General features: G+C 46.6%; 20 protein-coding genes. 9 read left to right on the top strand and 11 right to left on the bottom strand.

The features are described 5' to 3' along the window. Window positions 1-23: 23 nt before the first annotated feature. Entirely contained in the window at window positions 24-410 is a 387-nt protein-coding gene (gene tsaB / locus H6797_01205; GenBank protein ID USN96804.1) for a tRNA (adenosine(37)-N6)-threonylcarbamoyltransferase complex dimerization subunit type 1 TsaB, read from the bottom strand. Further along, window positions 394-858, bottom strand: coding sequence for a tRNA (adenosine(37)-N6)-threonylcarbamoyltransferase complex ATPase subunit type 1 TsaE (gene tsaE, locus H6797_01200; GenBank protein USN96803.1), 465 nt, complete (start codon window positions 856-858; stop codon window positions 394-396). The genes tsaB and tsaE overlap by 17 nt, the downstream gene beginning before the upstream one ends. A gap of 95 nt (window positions 859-953) precedes the next feature. On the opposite strand from tsaE, the gene H6797_01195 reads away from it, so the two are divergent. The 7 genes from H6797_01195 to H6797_01165 all read left to right on the top strand — a co-directional run bounded on the left by H6797_01195 (window position 954) and on the right by H6797_01165 (window position 7145). Then, a complete protein-coding gene (locus tag H6797_01195) occupies window positions 954-2738 on the top strand; it encodes a type II/IV secretion system protein (protein ID USN96802.1) in 1785 nt (594 codons plus the stop codon). 2 nt (window positions 2739-2740) lie between these two features. Further along, entirely contained in the window at window positions 2741-3964 is a 1224-nt protein-coding gene (locus H6797_01190) for a type II secretion system F family protein (protein ID USN96801.1), read from the top strand. Between the two features lie 72 nt (window positions 3965-4036). Next, a complete protein-coding gene (gene pilM, locus H6797_01185) occupies window positions 4037-5089 on the top strand; it encodes a pilus assembly protein PilM (protein USN96800.1) in 1053 nt (350 codons plus the stop codon). Then, window positions 5086-5643, top strand: a complete 558-nt coding sequence (locus H6797_01180; GenBank protein ID USN96799.1) for a PilN domain-containing protein — start codon at window positions 5086-5088, stop codon at window positions 5641-5643. Before pilM ends, H6797_01180 begins: the two co-directional genes overlap by 4 nt. Further along, entirely contained in the window at window positions 5643-6239 is a 597-nt protein-coding gene (locus H6797_01175) for a hypothetical protein (protein USN96798.1), read from the top strand. Before H6797_01180 ends, H6797_01175 begins: the two co-directional genes overlap by 1 nt. Further along, window positions 6236-6517, top strand: coding sequence for a hypothetical protein (locus H6797_01170; protein ID USN96797.1), 282 nt, complete (start codon window positions 6236-6238; stop codon window positions 6515-6517). Before H6797_01175 ends, H6797_01170 begins: the two co-directional genes overlap by 4 nt. Window positions 6518-6569: 52 nt before the next feature. Beyond that, window positions 6570-7145, top strand: coding sequence for a PRC-barrel domain-containing protein (locus H6797_01165; protein ID USN96796.1), 576 nt, complete (start codon window positions 6570-6572; stop codon window positions 7143-7145). A 3-nt stretch (window positions 7146-7148) separates the two neighbouring features. On the opposite strand, the gene H6797_01160 is transcribed toward H6797_01165, so the two are convergent. The 3 genes from H6797_01160 to recA form a co-directional block, all read right to left on the bottom strand. Further along, complete coding sequence (locus tag H6797_01160) at window positions 7149-7799, bottom strand: RecX family transcriptional regulator (protein USN96795.1); 651 nt, start codon at window positions 7797-7799, stop codon at window positions 7149-7151. A 2-nt stretch (window positions 7800-7801) separates the two neighbouring features. Then, window positions 7802-8011 (bottom strand): hypothetical protein, encoded by a 210-nt coding sequence (locus H6797_01155; GenBank protein USN96794.1) that lies wholly within the window; start codon window positions 8009-8011, stop codon window positions 7802-7804. A 123-nt stretch (window positions 8012-8134) separates the two neighbouring features. After that, on the bottom strand, window positions 8135-9175 hold the full coding sequence (recA, locus tag H6797_01150; GenBank protein ID USN96793.1) for a recombinase RecA: 1041 nt from the start codon (window positions 9173-9175) through the stop codon (window positions 8135-8137). Between the two features lie 153 nt (window positions 9176-9328). Between recA and H6797_01145 the strand changes: the two genes are divergently transcribed. Then, window positions 9329-9832 (top strand): type II secretion system protein, encoded by a 504-nt coding sequence (locus H6797_01145; GenBank protein USN96792.1) that lies wholly within the window; start codon window positions 9329-9331, stop codon window positions 9830-9832. Window positions 9833-9843: 11 nt separating this feature from the next. Here the strand turns inward: H6797_01145 and ruvB are convergent, their stop codons facing one another. Together ruvB and ruvA are read right to left on the bottom strand one after the other, a co-directional pair. After that, window positions 9844-10848: a Holliday junction branch migration DNA helicase RuvB gene (gene ruvB / locus H6797_01140; GenBank protein ID USN96791.1), complete on the bottom strand. Its 1005-nt coding sequence runs from the start codon at window positions 10846-10848 to the stop codon at window positions 9844-9846. Window positions 10849-10864: 16 nt separating this feature from the next. Beyond that, a complete protein-coding gene (gene ruvA / locus H6797_01135) occupies window positions 10865-11443 on the bottom strand; it encodes a Holliday junction branch migration protein RuvA (protein USN96790.1) in 579 nt (192 codons plus the stop codon). A gap of 75 nt (window positions 11444-11518) precedes the next feature. Here ruvA and H6797_01130 point away from each other — a divergent pair, with 75 nt between their 5' ends. After that, window positions 11519-11845 (top strand): DUF4190 domain-containing protein, encoded by a 327-nt coding sequence (locus H6797_01130; GenBank protein ID USN96789.1) that lies wholly within the window; start codon window positions 11519-11521, stop codon window positions 11843-11845. Between the two features lie 13 nt (window positions 11846-11858). On the opposite strand, the gene H6797_01125 is transcribed toward H6797_01130, so the two are convergent. The 4 genes from H6797_01125 to H6797_01110 form a co-directional block, all read right to left on the bottom strand. Beyond that, on the bottom strand, window positions 11859-14303 hold the full coding sequence (locus tag H6797_01125; protein USN96788.1) for a transglycosylase domain-containing protein: 2445 nt from the start codon (window positions 14301-14303) through the stop codon (window positions 11859-11861). A gap of 68 nt (window positions 14304-14371) precedes the next feature. Further along, complete coding sequence (ruvC, locus tag H6797_01120) at window positions 14372-14848, bottom strand: crossover junction endodeoxyribonuclease RuvC (GenBank protein USN96787.1); 477 nt, start codon at window positions 14846-14848, stop codon at window positions 14372-14374. Window positions 14849-14871: 23 nt separating this feature from the next. Beyond that, the gene (locus H6797_01115) at window positions 14872-16509 is read right to left on the bottom strand and encodes a lamin tail domain-containing protein (GenBank protein ID USN96786.1); all 1638 of its coding nucleotides are present in this window, start codon (window positions 16507-16509) and stop codon (window positions 14872-14874) included. A 107-nt stretch (window positions 16510-16616) separates the two neighbouring features. After that, window positions 16617-17339, bottom strand: coding sequence for a YebC/PmpR family DNA-binding transcriptional regulator (locus H6797_01110; GenBank protein ID USN96785.1), 723 nt, complete (start codon window positions 17337-17339; stop codon window positions 16617-16619). Between the last annotated feature and the right edge of the window lie 50 nt (window positions 17340-17389).

Raw genomic sequence — 17389 nt, 5'->3', positions numbered from 1 at the left:
CCAAGCGATGATGAATAGCAAGGCTATTTACGTTGCGTTGTAATCTTTGCATCGCTACCATAATAAGGTAGGATGATCTGATCATTTTCATCACTTACTAAACGTTCCAGTGCCTTGCCCTGCCAGGCATCGCCAGTTGCCCCGACAATGGGGACAGACAGACTATCGGCGAGCGTATTAAGTACCGTTAGTCCAATCCTAAGACCCGTAAAACTACCAGGGCCTAAAAATGCACCAATTCCAGTAATATCTCGCCAGGCCTTTCCTTGGCTTGCCAATTGGTCACTCAGCCACTTCAGTAGACTCCTAGCAAGTTGCCTATCCGCCTGCCATTCAAATTCTTTCCGCTCGTCATTTTCTACAAGCGTCAGCCGACAAACCGCGGTTGAAGTATCAAGCAGAATGATCATCAAGTGCCTCCGCCAATCGCTGGCCAACCTCACCACTTCCAGAAAGTGATAACTGGCGAGTATTTTCTCCGGTTACCGTGATAGAGATAGTTAATCTATCCTCGGGAAGAGTATCGGCGACCGAGTTTGCCCATTCAATAACAACGGCAGTTTTATCAGTACCAACAGTTTCGGCAAGTTCATCTTCCATAATGCCGGGATCACTGAGTCGATAAAAATCGTAGTGTACAAGACGACGGCCATCGGATGCTTCGTAAATACGGCTAATCGTAAAACTCGGACTTTGAACTGTTTCATCCACAGACATACCGCGAGCTACGCCCCGCACAAACGTTGTTTTACCAGCTCCTACGTCACCTACTAGTTCTACAACCTCGCCACCCGCCAGTAACTGGCCAAGACGTTCGCCATAAATCTGCATTTGCTTTTCACTCGATACCTCTATCATTTTATTCATTATATCCCATAGCGGTTCCGGCACAAAACCTTACTTATAAAAGACTCTAGCAATTTGAAATTAACTTTCCTATAATGGAAATGATTATGCATATATCGGATGGGACATTAGAGAAGCTTCTCACACAAAGTAAACGCTTCTCTGACGCAGATATAGCAGCCCTCAAAACAGAGAGCGCTAATACACATAAACCAATGTATCAATTGGCGATTGAAAAAAATGTCGTCGACGACAAAACTCTCACCAAGTTGTTTGCAGAGTACACAGGCATACCCTACATAGAACTAAACCCCAAAGAAATCACCCCTGAGCTATTAGAGAAAATCCCCGAACGAATTGCTCGCCAATATAACGCTGTCTTGTTCCAAGTGGACAGCAACGGTCTCATGCACCTAGCCATGGAAGACCCTGACGACGTCCAAGCTGTAGACTTTATCGAAAAGCAAATAGGCGCAAATACGAAGACCTACATAGCATCACGCGCTAATATCGAGGCTGCTTTAGAGAAATATCGCGGTAGCGTTGACCAGGAGTTATCCGATGTTATCGACACGCAGCGCGTCGAGGAGCAGACAAAAGTAGAATCGGTCAGAGACGAAGACGTGAGCGAAGACTCACCCATCGCTCAAACGATTAACCTTTTGCTTGAATACGCCATTCGCAGCAACGCCAGCGACATCCACATAGAACCCCGTGAAGACTTTGTCGAAATCCGATACCGTATTGACGGAATCCTTAAAGAAGTGAACCGATTGCCGCGTAATGTCCACGCAGCATTAGTTAGTCGTATCAAAATTTTGTCAAATCTTAAAATCGACGAACGCCGCGTACCTCAAGACGGCCGCTTTAAGGTAAATATCACTGGCAAACAGTACGCCTTGCGTGTTAGCACGCTGCCTATTGCAGACGGTGAAAAAGTCGTCATGCGTATTTTAGACGAATCAAATCAAGCGGTTAGCCTAGAAGACTTGGGTTACTGGGGCTATGCCATGGAAACAATTACTGATGCGATTAACGAACCACACGGCATGGTGCTTATCACCGGACCAACAGGAAGCGGTAAATCTACTAGTCTTTTCGGAGCACTCATCCAACTCAATAAAATTGACGTCAACATCAGTACAATCGAAGACCCGGTAGAATATCGAATACCTGGGATCAACCAAACTCAGACAAATGAAGTAGCAGGTCTTACATTCGCAGGCGGCCTTCGCGCGCTACTACGTCAAGATCCAAACATCATAATGGTCGGTGAGATTCGTGACGCCGAAACGGCAAACCTAGCAGTTCAGGCTGCGCTGACAGGACACCTTGTCTTTAGTACGCTACACACCAACAACGCCGCAACCGCCTTGCCGCGTCTCCTCGACATGGACATTGAACCATTCTTAATTGCCAGCACCGTCAGGACTATAGTCGGCCAGCGCCTTGTACGCAAACTAGAAAAACAAACACGAACAGCCTACCAGCCGTCCGACGAGGAGAAGCAAGCAATTACCCACCTCTTTAATCTGCAGTCCGACCGAGACATGAGCTACATACATGAGCTGGAAAAACGAGCCGCAGCCGCCGGCATCGGAGGCGACACGCCACTGAGCACCACACCCGAAGGTATTCATACGCTTTATAAGCCTACCGATTATGAAGATGAAAATGGTAAACATGATGGATTTTCGGGCCGTATTGGTATTTTTGAAGTACTCAACAACACTACGGCAATGCAGAAACTCATAACTACGAATGCTACAAGTGCGCAAATCCAAAACCAAGCTATATCAGAAGGAATGTTAACAATGCAGATTGACGGCCTGATAAAAGCATTGCGCGGGCAAACAACTATCGAAGAAGTCTTAAGAGTGACAAAGGAATAAACATGCCTGTATTTCAATATGTAGCAACAACGGAAAGGTCGAACAAGACAACAAAAGGCAGCATCGACGCAGCAGATGAAGCCGCTGTTATCGAATCCCTGAAAAAGCAAAATCTTCGACCGTTGAGCATAACTCCAGAAAAAAAATCATCACCATTTCTCAATAGTCTTACGCATTCTACGAAGGTTAAGTCTGACGACCTCGTTATCTTCACTCGACAACTAAGTGCCATGGTTGGAGCTGGCGTACCCCTCCTAAGATCGCTTAATTCACTTGAACAACATTCGGAAAGCCCTGCTTTAAAAGAAATTTTAAGCGAAGTCATCCGCGAAGTTGAGGAAGGATCGACACTCGGTAGCGCTCTTGAAAAACACCCTAAAACGTTTAGCGATGTCTATGTCAACATGGTGCGAGCTGGCGAAACTGCCGGTATTCTTGACGAAATCCTAAAACGATTGGCGTTACAGCAAGAAAAAAATGCTACCATACGCAAAAAGGTAAAGGGAGCAATGACATACCCTATGGTCCTGCTCGTTATTACCGTATTGGCGTTCTTTGGTTTAATGCTTTTCGTCATCCCTAAAATCGGCGAGATTATCGGCTCACTTGCAGGACCTGGCGCACAGCTACCTGCCCTGACTTTATTCATGCTTGGCACCAGCTCATTTATGTTGCAATATGGTGTATTTGTCATCGCCGCCACTGTTGGCGGTGTCGCATTATTGTTGCGATACATCAAAACACCCGCCGGTAGAAAAGTATTCCACACTATCGTCCTCAAAATACCGGCAATTAACGGAGTTATTCGTAAAGTCGTTGTCGCACGATTTGCACGAACTTTTTCGGCTCTTAGTGGCGCAGGCGTTACCATACTTGAAACCATGACGGTTACCGCTCACGCACTTGGAAATGTCGTATATGAAGAATCTCTCCTAAGTGCAGTCGACAAAGTTAAAAACGGGCAACAACTATCAAGAGTACTCGAAGATGGCGGACTGTATCCGGCGATCGTTTCACAAATGCTCGCAGTCGGTGAAGAAACCGGCCAGACAGATACGGTTCTCATTAAGGTTGCCGAATTTTACGAGGAAGAAGTTGACGAGGCCATCAATAGCCTAAGCTCGATCATAGAACCAATCATGATCGTCATCATGGGTGGTGCAGTCGGTTTGATCGCCGCCAGTGTAATGGGCCCGATAGCCAACTTAGCGAACCAAATTCAGTAATAAGATGACTAGCCATAAGCAGTACGGCCATGCTACAATAAACTTTGTAAAAATATACGTGGGCATCATGAAATGAACAAGCTATTCTTTAACGATAAACCTCTTGTCGGCCTTGACATTGGCAGTACCGACATGAAAATCATGTCCATAGATATTAAACGCCAGTTCGTAACTGGTTATGGTGTCATGGATCTTGATCCAGCCCAGATAAAAAAAGCTCTCGACGGTGAAGGAAGTTACCTTGTAAAAAGTCTACAGACGCTGCTTGAACGTAAGCTTGTCGGTAATCTTGTCAGTGATCAAATAGTCGTCGGTATCCCGACCGCTCGAACATTTTCGCGTACCTTTACCGTACCGGCAAATGCAGAAAGAACACTTAAGGAAGCCGTATCACTTGAAGTTGGACAGTATATACCGATTCCAATGCCCTTGCTTTATGTTGATTATGAAATTATTGAGCGCAATGGTGATCTACTCACGGTCATAATGAGTGCAGTACCTCGAAAGCTTGTTGACACAACACTCGACGCCTGCAAGGCCGTTGGTCTCACGCCGACAATGATCGAACCAGCCATAAATGCCGTAGCACGAGTCCTTAAAACAACCGAGGAAGGTTACTTGCCGACAGTCATCGTTGATATAGGCGCGACAAACACTGACATAGCCGTACTAGACGGTTCCATTAGAATAACCGGTGGCGTCCCGACAGGAGGCAACTCGTTCACGCTTGATATCTCGAAAAAGTTAGGCGTCACACTCGAAAATGCACACCAACTAAAGGTGCTTAACGGTCTCTCCTCAGGCCCAAAGCAAGCAAAATTAGCTAGCGCACTGCGACCATCTCTTCGAAACATCATCACTGAAACACGTAAAGTAATTCGCTATTATAACGAGCGTATTAGCAACGAAAGGCGGCTTGAACAAGTGCTCGTTGTTGGTAGCGGTAGTAATGTTCCCGGTATCGGCGATTTCTTTACAGACGAGCTCGTAATGCCCGCACGTACCGCAAACCCTTGGCAAGATTTAGATTTTGGTGAATTGCCACAGCCAGCAAAACAATTCCGATCACGCTATATAAGCGTAGCAGGGCTCGCCAACATTCCTAAGGGAGCGATGTGGAAATGATTAATCTACTACCAGACGAAGAAAAACGCAACATCCGCGCCGGCCGTATGAACGTCGTCCTCCTTCGATACAACTTTATGGTACTTGTAGCCATTGGTGTCTTGGTACTTTTCAGTGCAATGTTTTATTTCATCCTCCATGCCACTCAGTCGGGCGCCGTCAGTACAAGCACCGACAATAGTAGCAAAGCTTCAAATTATGCGAGCGTTCGTCAACAAGCTACAAATTACAAAAATAATCTTGCGGTTGCTAAAACCATATTTTCAAATGCAGTCAGCTATACGAGTATCGTCAACTCAATTACTAAGCTCGTACCTAGCGGCGTCGTCTTAGACAGCCTAAACCTCAGCGACTCTACATTCGGGCAGCAAAGTTCATTCTCTGCTCATGCGCGCAATTATGCAGATGCTACCAAACTTAAAGCAAACTTTCAGTCGTCAAAACTCTTCAGCAACGTTTTTTTCCAAGCACTCACGGATGGCGGCGGTAGCCCAGACGGAAATTATCCTGTCTCATTTGTGATAAGCGCTAAGTTGAATAGGGTGGATATGTAATGATAAGCAATCAACTAAAAGGACTGTCAGCAACGAAATTAAAGGTTATACTCATGGCATCAATTCTGCTACTCGTACTGGTTGCTTGTACTGGATTCTGGTATTTCCGCTTATTCTTAGTCAATTACTCAAACCAAGTAAGTGCGGACAATGTGGCCGCCACTGTAAGTTCCAATGAAGTTACTCAACTCCAAAAACTTAAAGATGAACTTGAAATCAACAAAGTCGCCGTAACGAGAGCAGAGAAAATCGTTGCCGACAGTACACACTACCAATACCAAAATCAAATTATTGACGACATATCGTCATACGCGGCCGCAGCCGGCGTCACAATTACAGGATTTTCTTTCGGGGCAAGTGATACGCCTTCAACTCAATCCGCTGCAAGTACGGCAACTTCGATAGCCGGCCTCAAAACAACAGAAGCATCAATTAGTATAAAAAGCCCCGTTTCTTACAGTGCTATTATGAACTTTATCTATTCAATTGAGTCAAATCTTACAAAAATGCAACTTACGGGTATATCGATGTCAAAAAATGCAACCAATAATCAAGTGGTAGTTAATCCGATTAGCATAAAGGTATATACACGATGACGCCTCAACTCTATACATTAACCAAAGCTATACGAACCTTCTTTGTTCAACACCACACAGTTATCGTTGTTTCGGCTATAGGACTACTTCTCTCTTATGCCACCTTCACGCTCTACCAGATTACACTTGGACAGCCTGAGCCCACTAACGTACCTACAAGTACTATTGACAAGTTTGACGAGGACACGGTTAATAAGATCAAAGCACTGCGTGACAGTGGTAATGATAAAACCACCTTAAAACTTCCTTCACCACGGCCTAATCCGTTTGTAGAGTAGCGAATTGCTAAAGTGTATTGGGACTTTGTTTCGGTAACGGTATACTAAAGATATGCTACTAAGCAGCGCTCAGCTTATCGATACGCCAATCATGGGGCTCCAAACAGGCAAAGAACTTGCTCGTACAAGCGTACCTGTTATTAATCCACACAATCTGTCAGTTATCGCCTACCAAATAACAGGACCTCATCTCGATCATGATCCATCTTATCTAAGAATAGTGGACATACGTGAAATCGGTAGTCTCGGCATGATCATCGACAGTAGTGAAGAATTTCTAGAGCCTGACGATATAATTACAGACAAAGCAATCTATGAAATGGAATATGCATTAGAAGGAAAACAAGTAATCGATGAAAAAAAGAGAAAGCTTGGCAAGGTGGCCGATTACGTCGTAGACGTCGATAGCTTTGTTGTTCAACAATTAATCGTAAAGCGGCCTCTATTAAAAAGTTTTAATAACGACGAACTTCTTATTCATAGGGGACAAATCGTTGAAGTCAACGACACTACTATCATTGTTAGATCAGGGGACAGCAAAAGCAAAGCCCATGCGAACCTAAGACATCACTATGTTAATCCTTTCCGGCAAACAAAACCGCAGCCAGAAATCATTGAAACGAAATAATTGTTAACTGTCGGTCAATGCTGCTCGTATATCGTCATAAGAAAAGCCCTGACGGGCAAGATACTGCATAAATTTCTCTTCATCAGGATACTTTGAACGTTTTTTGAGTACAATCTTTTGAAGCTCGTCTTGGTCATTACGATCCGATTCGTTAATACAGTTCTCGATAATTGTACGGTCCACACCTTTGGCGACAAGTTCTGCTTGTATCTTACGGCGACTTGTACCTTTTCGTACATTACGGTTTTCAACCCAAAAACGTGTAAATTTCTCGTCATCAACATGACCACGCGCCACCAACCTATCAAACACTCGTGCGGTCATCTCTTTGCTCACGCCCAGCCGCTCACTCAACTCGCCAGTTCTACGGTTTCTTACTTTGGTGTTACGCGTTGTTTTTCGGTAGAGGTAATCCCTTATCTCTCGTGACGAGTGCGGCCGAATGAAACAGTACTCCAGAGTTCTAGCGTACAATTTGCCAAACTGACTCTCCGCTTCCAGTTCAGCAATTTCCGATTCATCGTACTCGTTGCCGACTCTGATTTTCAAATCAACGACCTGAGTGATATCCAAACTAAATCTGAATTTTCCGTCCACCATGATATTGACGCGATTTACGTCTTTTTGTTGTGCGGAGATACCTGTTATTTTCACGACTAGCTTGAAGTCATCCGTTCTTGAACAGTACCAGACGATGATTTCGTCGATACCGAATACGAATGGCTAAACCTTTTATGAGGCATGTGGGCTACGGGAAGTTCCATTACCAGAGCCCCCTCTCTTACATCTTGTAGTTGCCGCTTCAGAGATTCTCGCAGCTGCTGATCCTCTAGTTCGTCTATCTTAGTTGCTGACAATATCGTCATCGACTGCTTTTTAGACGGCTCAAGTATTCGAAAACCCTCTAAAACCTTCCGTATTGTGTGCTCGGAAAACCTATTAACCCAGAATACTGTTTCTGTACTGTTATTGGCTTCCATGCACTTTTACTACGCCTCTGCTTGGGCTACTTTTTCTCGAACCTTCTTGTCAATCTCATCCAAAACCTTCGGGTTTGCCTTCAGAAATGTCTTTACCGCCTCACGGCCTTGGCCGATTTTTTCACCATTGTAGTCAAACCATGCACCAGACTTACCTACAACTTCGTGCTGAACAGCTAGATCAAGTACGTCACCTGTTTTGCTGATTCCTTCGTTGTACATAATGTCAAATTCAGCATTCCTGAACGGTGGCGCGATTTTGTTCTTAACGATCTTAGCTTTCGTACGGTTACCTATGATTTCCTCACCGCTCTTAATCTGACCGATTCGACGAATGTCGATACGAACAGAAGCGTAGAACTTCAATGCATTACCGCCAGTTGTAGTTTCAGGGTTACCAAACATGACACCAATCTTCATGCGAATCTGATTGATAAATATAACCGTCGTCTTTGACTTGTTAATGATTCCCGTCAACTTACGGAGAGCCTGGCTCATAAGTCGGGCCTGAAGACCCATGTGCGAATCACCCATTTCACCGTCAATTTCTGCCTGTGGCACAAGAGCTGCAACTGAGTCGACAACGACCAAGTCTACCGCATTTGAGCGAACCAATGTCTCAGCGATTTCTAGCGCCTGTTCGCCATTGTCAGGTTGCGAAACCAATAGGTTGTCGGTATCGACACCTAGCCTTTTTGCGTATGCAGGATCAAGTGCGTGCTCAGCATCTATAAATGCCGCTGTACCACCCGCCCTCTGCACTTCGGCAATCGCGTGTAGCGTCAATGTCGTCTTGCCTGAACTTTCCGGACCATAAACCTCGATGATACGACCCTTTGGATAGCCGCCGCCGAGTGCTATATCCAAGCTTAATGCGCCAGATGGGATCAACTCGACGTCAACCTTATGGGCCTCGCCTAATTTCATGATTGAGCCATCACCAAATTGCTTAGTGATTTGCTCCATCGCCAACCCTAGGGCTTTCAATTTACCTTCGCTTGCTGCAGTACCAGTATCTGCCACGGCCGCTTTATCGGTCTTTTTCGCCACGTGCCTATCTCCCTCGTTTATTAAACTGCTTTCTATTATAACTCAACGTAGCGATAGAAATGAATGTTCACATTTATTCCGAAGGAAGCAGGGCTCCAGCCGTACGCGCACAAGAAATGAAAGTTTACTCGCATTTCTGCTATAATATTGCTAATGAATACAACAGCTTCATCTCGACAATCTGGCTTTACTGTTATCGAGCTAGTCGTTGTCGCCACCGTATTTGCGCTAGCTGGCTTTCTTATTTTTTTACAAGTCAATAAATTAAACATTGCCAGCCAAGATTCCGTACGCAAGACAGCAATCAATGCCATGTATTACGCTCTGGAAGAAGTCTACTACAAAGAACATTCATCATACCCAGCCACATTAACTTCAGCAACGCTTCCGTCAGTTGACCCAGACTTATTTACAGACCCAGACGGCTTTACTCTTGGCAAAGACATTCTGACTAAGGACGAATTGCAGAAACTCCTAGACAAAGGTGACGCCAGCACTGATGTTCAGAAGCGCCTCAATGCTCTCAATGCAGGCAAGAGTCCGAACTACCATTACACTGCGACTAATTGCGATACGCAAGGCAGCTGCAAAAGCTATACACTGCGCGCCGACCTACAAAGCGAAGCTGAATACGTCAAAAAAAGTCGTTCACACTAACTAACAATTCACTAAACATTTTTGCCAAGATGCTTGGCGGCTTTTGACGTCACGCGACGGCCCCTCGGCGTGCGCTCAATCAGGCCTATTTGCATGAGATACGGTTCATGAAAATCTTCAATTGTCGTCGTTTCATCACCGGTTAACGCCGCTATCGTCGTAAGGCCAACAGGATTGTGTCCATAATGTTCCAACATGCTTCCAAGCAACCGACGATCCGCCGGATCAAGTCCCAAATCGTCAATTTCAAGTAGATTGAGTGCTTCTGTCGTAATCAATGTGTCAATAATTCCGTCGCCATTGATGTCCGCGTAGTCACGTACGCGCTTCAGCAGGCGGTTGGCGATTCGAGGTGTAAGGCGAGAACGCTCCGCTAACATCGCTGCTGCTTGCGGATCAATCTTGCTTCCAAGCAATCCTGCCGCTCGGGTTATAATTTGCTGAACTTCATCCGGTTTGTAAAATTCTAGACGATGATGCATACCGAAACGATCACGTAACGGTCCTGCGAGCGCACCCGCCCGAGTCGTCGCGCCGATAACCGTGAACTTTGGCAAATCTAATCGCACACTTCGAGCCGCTGGTCCCTTACCTATGACGATATCGAGCTTGAAATCTTCCATCGCCGAGTACAACACCTCTTCCACGGTACGTCCAAGTCGATGAATCTCATCGATAAACAATATGTCACCGTCAGCCAAATTAGTCAGTATACTCGCCAGATCACCCGCTCGTTCGATTGCTGGCCCGGCCGTCACGCGAATATTCGCGCCCATCTCATTAGCAATCACTGTCGCCATAGTCGTCTTACCTAGCCCCGGTGGCCCATAGAGCAACACGTGGTCGACCGGTTCGCCTCGCTTTTTTGCTGCGGCGATAGCAAGTTGCAGATTCTTTTTTAGATGTTCCTGCCCTACATAATCAGCAAACGTCTGCGGTCGCAGCGTCGTCTCGATTACTTGTTCGTCGGTATCGTCATCATGTGCGGACGTATCGACGATTCGTTCTATAGCCATTAGGCGTATTATACCATCACTGCTTTAATGCTTGAGTAACCCTGTCGGCCGTCGACAAATCCATCGGCACTCCCTCTAAGGCCTTTGTCGCATCGACTAGGTTATATCCAAGTGCCATCAATGCCTCAAGTGCTTCATCTGTATGGCCAACTCGTTGTGACGCCCCCGTGAACACGTTGTTGTCATAACGTAGCGGCAATCCAACCTTGTCGGCTAAGTCGACCACTACGCGTTCCGCTATACGCTTACCCACTCCGGCAGCCTTAGACACGAATGCGCTATCACTACTAGCAATGGCACCACGCACAACTTCGCTATCAGCTAGCGATAGTATAGAGAGCGCCGCCTTGGGCCCAACGCCCTGCACTGTTATGAGTAATTCAAATAATTTCTTGGCCGCAAGTGTGCTAAACCCATAAAGTTCCTGAGACTGTTCGCGTATATGATGGTAGGTATAGAATTTCACCTTTTCGTTCAACGTGGCACGTTCGTAGTCGCCAGCTGCTACATTCACCTCATAACCAACTCCGTGAACGTCCACAATTACGGACGATATAAGTTTTTCTGTCACCGTTCCCTCGACATGCGCAATCATATATTTAATTATACACAGTTGGACTGCTATGGGCTAACTGTGTTATAAACTTAAACATAATATAAGGAGCATATTATGGCCGATGTAAAAGACAAGAAAGAAAAACAACCTGTATCAAGCGGACTGGCAGTCGCGTCTTTGACCGTCGGCGTCTTTGGCTTTTTACTAGCTTGGACCGGGGTCTTTGGACTACCTGTTTCGGTCATCGCAATTGTTTTCGGTGTCGTTGCACTATTTAACAAGCAAAATCATGACTTAGCGGTTGCAGGACTAGTGCTTGGTATTGTGTCACTGCTCGTTTCATTTGGCGTACTCGTGGTTGCCTTGACTTCACTCAACGACACGCCACCAGCTACCGCGCCCATGTACAACGTACACACGTATCAATTTCGAAACCAATAAAAAGTCGTTCTAGCTAATTAAAGGGGAAGTTGTGGCCGTGCCCGTTGCTGCCACTATTTCCATTTGTAATCTGATAATTAAGCGACGTAGTAATCGTATCACCAGAACTACCGTCTAAAGGCGTAAATTCAGCTATGATCGTATGCTGTCCGGTTGACCAGTTCGTTGTAGGTGTTATGTATGACGCCGTACCGTTAAAGACCTGACTTTGTCCAAGCGTTAGATCACCGTCCATGAACGTCACTACGCCTGATAAGTTATTGTCGGCAAGTGTCGCGATAAACGTCACCGTTGTTCCTACGGTAGCGCCGCTCTCAGGATTTGCGCTCAGTGTAATTCCTTGGCTAGGTATAGGAGAAGTACTCGGGCTTGGCGTTGGAGTTGGCGTAGGTGTTGGCTTTATAACTGTACATTTGTCTGACGGCAGATACGTTGAAAGGAACCACTCTAGGTACGTCTGACCTTTAACAGCCTGATCCGCCAAGCCATGATTACTGTTACAAACGCTCTTCTGGACAACGCCAGATGGCTCAGGAAACTTCGTATTGTCACCGGCCAGTATAGAGCCCATTGCCTTGGTAAAGATTGGGCCCGCCATAATGGAGCTACCGTTGAGCATCGGCGCATTGTCGTTGTTGCCCACCCACACACCTATAGCCATCTTTGGCGTATAGCCCACTGTCCATGCGTCACGATCGTCGTTTGTCGTGCCTGTCTTGACGGCTACTTTCTTCACGGCGCCCGTCTTGGCGTCGTAAGTAGTAAGAGTATTGCCAAAAATTGGCGCTTTAGCTGCGTTGTCGGACAACACGTCAGAAATCAGAAACGCCCCTTGCGGACTAATTACCTGCTTCGAAGTTTCGTCCGCCTTAAAGACCTGTTCGTTATACTTGCTTTGGATACTCTTGATGATGGTCGTATCGTATTGCTGGCCACCGTTTGCAAATGCAGCGTACGCATTCGTCAGAGCAAGCGGTGTTACTTCGGCAGAACCAAGTGCTAGCGAAAGTCCGTAGTTATTATCTGACTTTATAGAAGTCAGACCCATACGCCGTGCTGCATCTACGGCATTACTGATGCCGAATTTCTGCATAACTTCTACTGCCGGTATATTTAGAGATTGATTCAGAGCTTGTCGTACGGTCACATTGCCACGAAACTTCTTGTCGGCGTCGAGAGGCACATAACCTCCGCCAAAGTCCGTTTTAACGTCCTTGAGCACGGTGGCAGGCGTTATGACGCCTTCCGCGAGCGCATTCGCGTAATAGATCGGTTTAAAGCTCGAACCCGGCTGACGCAACGACGTAGCAATGTTTACTTTGCCAAACTTTGGATTATTCCAATCGTAGCTACCTACCAATCCTCGCACTTCGCCGTCAGTCGGGTCTATGGCAACAGCAGCAGCGTTGTGGCCTTGATTGTAGTTAATCGTCGCCATATTGGCAGATACCGCCGCCTGCAGCTTCGACTGTACACTTGGGTCAAGCGTGGTTGTCACCTGATAACCACTACGAGTGACCGTTTCCTCTCCATACTTCTGGTACAGCTCATCCAGTACCATCTGTGCAAAGTGTGGCGCGACACTGTCGTTTATAGGAGCTTTCGCCTTCTGATACTTCAGCTTCTCTTTAAGCGCAGCCGTTTTTTGAGCGTCAGTAATGTAACCATTTGTGACCATGCGCCCAAGCACCGTCGTCTGCCGCTCCTTTGCATATGCCGGGTTACCGCTGATAGGCGAATAAACACTTGGCGCCGGCAACAACCCGATTAACATTGCCGACTGTGCCAAATCAAGCTTATCTGGTGTCGTCCCGAAATATATCTTGGCCGCGTCTTCTATGCCAAACGCACCCTCGCCAAAGTATGCAGAGTTTAAATACATGCCTAAAATCTGATTCTTTGTGTAGGTATTTTCAATTGCTACCGCCACAGAAAATGCCTGGTATTCACGAAGGAACGTACGGTTGCTGCCAAGTAGCGTAATCTTCGCCAGCTGCTGAGTAATGGTAGAGCCTCCGTAAGACTTACCGCCTCCGGCTATATAGCCATACACGGCGCGCAAGGTGCTCAAAACAGAGAAGCCATTGTGCTTATAAAAGTCTTTGTCTTCACTGGCCACCAACGCATCCTGCATACTCTTTGATATCTTGTCGGTCGGCACTAAATCATGATGGATAGCGCTACCGCTACTGTAAATCACGGTCTTACTGTCTTTGGCATAGAAAATAACACCGGTATTGTTCCGGTTCATCAGGCGATCCATGTTGGATATGTCGCGGGCAAAATACAGATAAGTCAGAATGGGTATCAGAATCAGAAGTGCTAGGATTGGACCACCAACTAGCATGATGCGCTTTTTCCAACTCGCCTTGCGCCACCAGCGAAAACCTCGTCGGTAATGGCGTTTAACATGTTGGGTCGGCGTCACGCGCTTGGTATATTTTCCTTGGCGTTGCATCGCACCTATTATATCAGATTTTTATAATTACAACCCTTAAATGCCCCTTGCAAACAGAGGTCAGTATGTTATACGATTCGACTCATCATGTAGTGAGTAATCGCCGCCGCTAGCGCATCGGCGCAGTCATCGGGTTTTGGCACTTCAGTCAGGCCAAGTTGTATCCGCACCATTTCTTGCATCTGCTTCTTGTCGGCCTTGCCATAGCCAGTCAGTGTCTGTTTGATCTGCTGTGGCGTATATTCTGCGATTGGCAGCTTTGCCTTGCGGCCGGTCAGCATAGCCACGCCGCGCGCTTGCGCTACGCTGATTGCCGTTGTGACGTTTTGCGAAAAAAACAGTTTCTCGATCGACATAACCTCGGGCTTCGTTTCGGCGATAATCTCTGTCAGACCATCAAATATTTCCTCTAGCCGCTCGTCAATCGGCGTATGCGCCGGTGTCGTTATGACACCCGCCGTCACCAGCTTGGTCTTGCCTCCCTGCGCGTCGATGACGCCAAAGCCGAGTATGCCGGTGCCGGGATCTATGCCGATGATTCTCATATCACGAGTATACTTGCGAGTCTTTATTTATGGAAACGATAAAGACCTTTTTGCCACAGCATCGCAAGCTCTCGTCGCCACTCCCACGCGCCGTAGCCTGCAGCAAGCAGGCCAACTCCGCCAAGCGCCCACCAGCCAACGAACGCCGTACCTGTATCTTTGATGGGCTGAACTGCAAAGTTAGCGTCAGGTACCGTAGCGGCTGGCAAGTTTCGGCATCGATTCGTATCCTCACTTCGATACTGATTGTCACTACAAGGCTTTCGGACGCTCGCCGTCGTTACGACATTACGGCAACGATTCGTTTCAGGATTTCTAACTTGGCCATCGTTACATGGTGCCAACGAAGTCGTAGAAATTTTTTTACAGCGATTCGTGTCAGGATTACGATACTGATTAGGTGCGCATGGTTTTAAAGTCGGGCTAGTGCCACTACTGGAATTATCGTTCGTCTCGACAGTAATCGATGCGAGATTTTCATCGCTTGGCGTTGGACGATTAGTATATTGCCAGGTTCCTTTTATAAGTGCCCATGACTCGCCTTCATTCGGATTTTCGTAATTAGTGCTGTCACCATACACGACATTATCAAGCCCAACCAGTTGAACACGACTCGTTGAGTTTACGAGCGAGAATTTAATCGTATTATTATCAAACGACTTGTATTCACCTGGTGCGATCGTCGCACCAATCGGAAATGTAAACGTCTTGTCTAAATTGATACCCACACGAATCGTGTACAGGCTTAAATCAACCATCGTATCAGTTGGATTGTACACTTCGATAAATTCATTACCCGTATCGCTGCCCGTCGCATTTGGGTAAAGTTCAGTCAACGTGATTGGCAACACGTTCCAGCTACAATCATTTGCGCCGTCACGCACCATGCCGGTAGGTATGTCAGTCTGCACGCCATCAACATTTTCGCACTCGTCATGCTGCGTACACACACCCGCTCCGTCGCTATCATAACCTTCTGGCACGCTAATTTGTAGGCCATCAAGGTTTAAGCAACTATCCGGCTGACAATCGCCATTTTCATCAGCTAAATAACCATCCGGCATGGTAGTCTGCGCGTCGACTATGTTCGGGCAGACATCCGTGGCTAACGTATCTTCATACACACCGGATGCATGTAGCAGTGGATCTGATTCGATAAAATCAACACTATTGTCATCGGTGTCCTGCAAGTGAAAGCTTGCCGTTTTTCGCTGCAATGCCTTGCCATTCGCTGGAGACGCGACAGCCGTCGTCTCCGGATTTATTGCGTCACCCCAGCCTAGCCTGTCGATTTCATTATTACTCGCATCAACAAGCACAATATGACCATGATCGGCGCTTATCCCACCACTAAAGTACGCATCGGCCGTTACCGACATAGCATCCCTTAGGTCATTCGAAACAAACACCGCATAGCCACCTGCACCAAGCCACAGCCCGGTACTGACGTCTGGGGAGTCTAGGCAAGCAAGCTTCTTCGTCGTATTGCCTGTCGATGAAATATAGTTAACGCACCAATTCGTTACTTCAATCGGAGAAGTGAAATTATTGTAAAGCTCAACAAATTCCTGCGTAGCCGTTCCCGAAGCGCCTGGGTACATTTGGGCTATAACGACGCTAGAATTAGGAGTTGTCGCAATATCAGCTTTTGCTGTTGGCACATAGGTGACTACCTGTCCCAGCACAACCAACAAACTTAATAAAACCCTCGCAACTCGCATATTACCTTAAAATATACAGAGTATTAAACTGAGTGTAAACTATAAGCTTATTGAATATCGGCTGTAATATCTGCGTTTGTATGGACGTTTACCACGTCATCTAAATCATCGAGTGCGTCGAGGAGTTTCAGTACTTTTTGCGCTGCCTCAGACTCTGCTACTTCTATCATATTTTTCGCAACGTATTGCAATTCGGCATCTAGCACTTTCAGTCCGGCGTCGGCAATCGCTGTGCGCACCTTTGCAAGTTCTTTTTGGTCCGTATAGACGATAATCTCGCCGTCTTCTTCAACTGCGTCTTCTGCTCCGGCATCCAAAATCTCTAATAATGCGTCCTCACCTGTAGCTTCTACGCGGATAACGCCCTTACGGTCAAATTGAAACATCACGCTACCGGCGTCGGCAATACGACCGCCGTTTTTTTGCAGAGCATTTCGCACTTCCGGAAAGGTCCTGTTCTTGTTGTCGGTCGCGGTCTCGATAATGATTCCTATGCCACCAGGACCCATTCCCTCATAGGCAGTTTCTTCTAAAACGGCAGCATTTTTGTCATTCGCGCGGTCTATAGCACGCTGAATATTTGCGTTGGGCATGTTGGCCTGCTTGGCTTTTTCGATAGCCATCGCCAGTGATGAATTCATGGTAGGGTCGGTACCAGAACGTGCAGCAATGGCAATTTGATTACCGATTTTCGTAAAGATCGCACCGCGCTTAGCGTCTTTTGCGCCCTTTTCTCGTTTAATAGTTGACCATTTACTGTGTCCAGACATACATAATTCCCAAGATTAGATTTGATAGATATTATAAACTATACTGTCGC

The sequence above is a fragment of the Candidatus Nomurabacteria bacterium genome, assembly GCA_023898645.1.
In the GTDB taxonomy this organism is placed as follows: Bacteria; Patescibacteriota; Saccharimonadia; order Saccharimonadales; family Saccharimonadaceae; genus UBA2112.
This window is presented reverse-complemented; position numbering and strand designations above follow the sequence as displayed.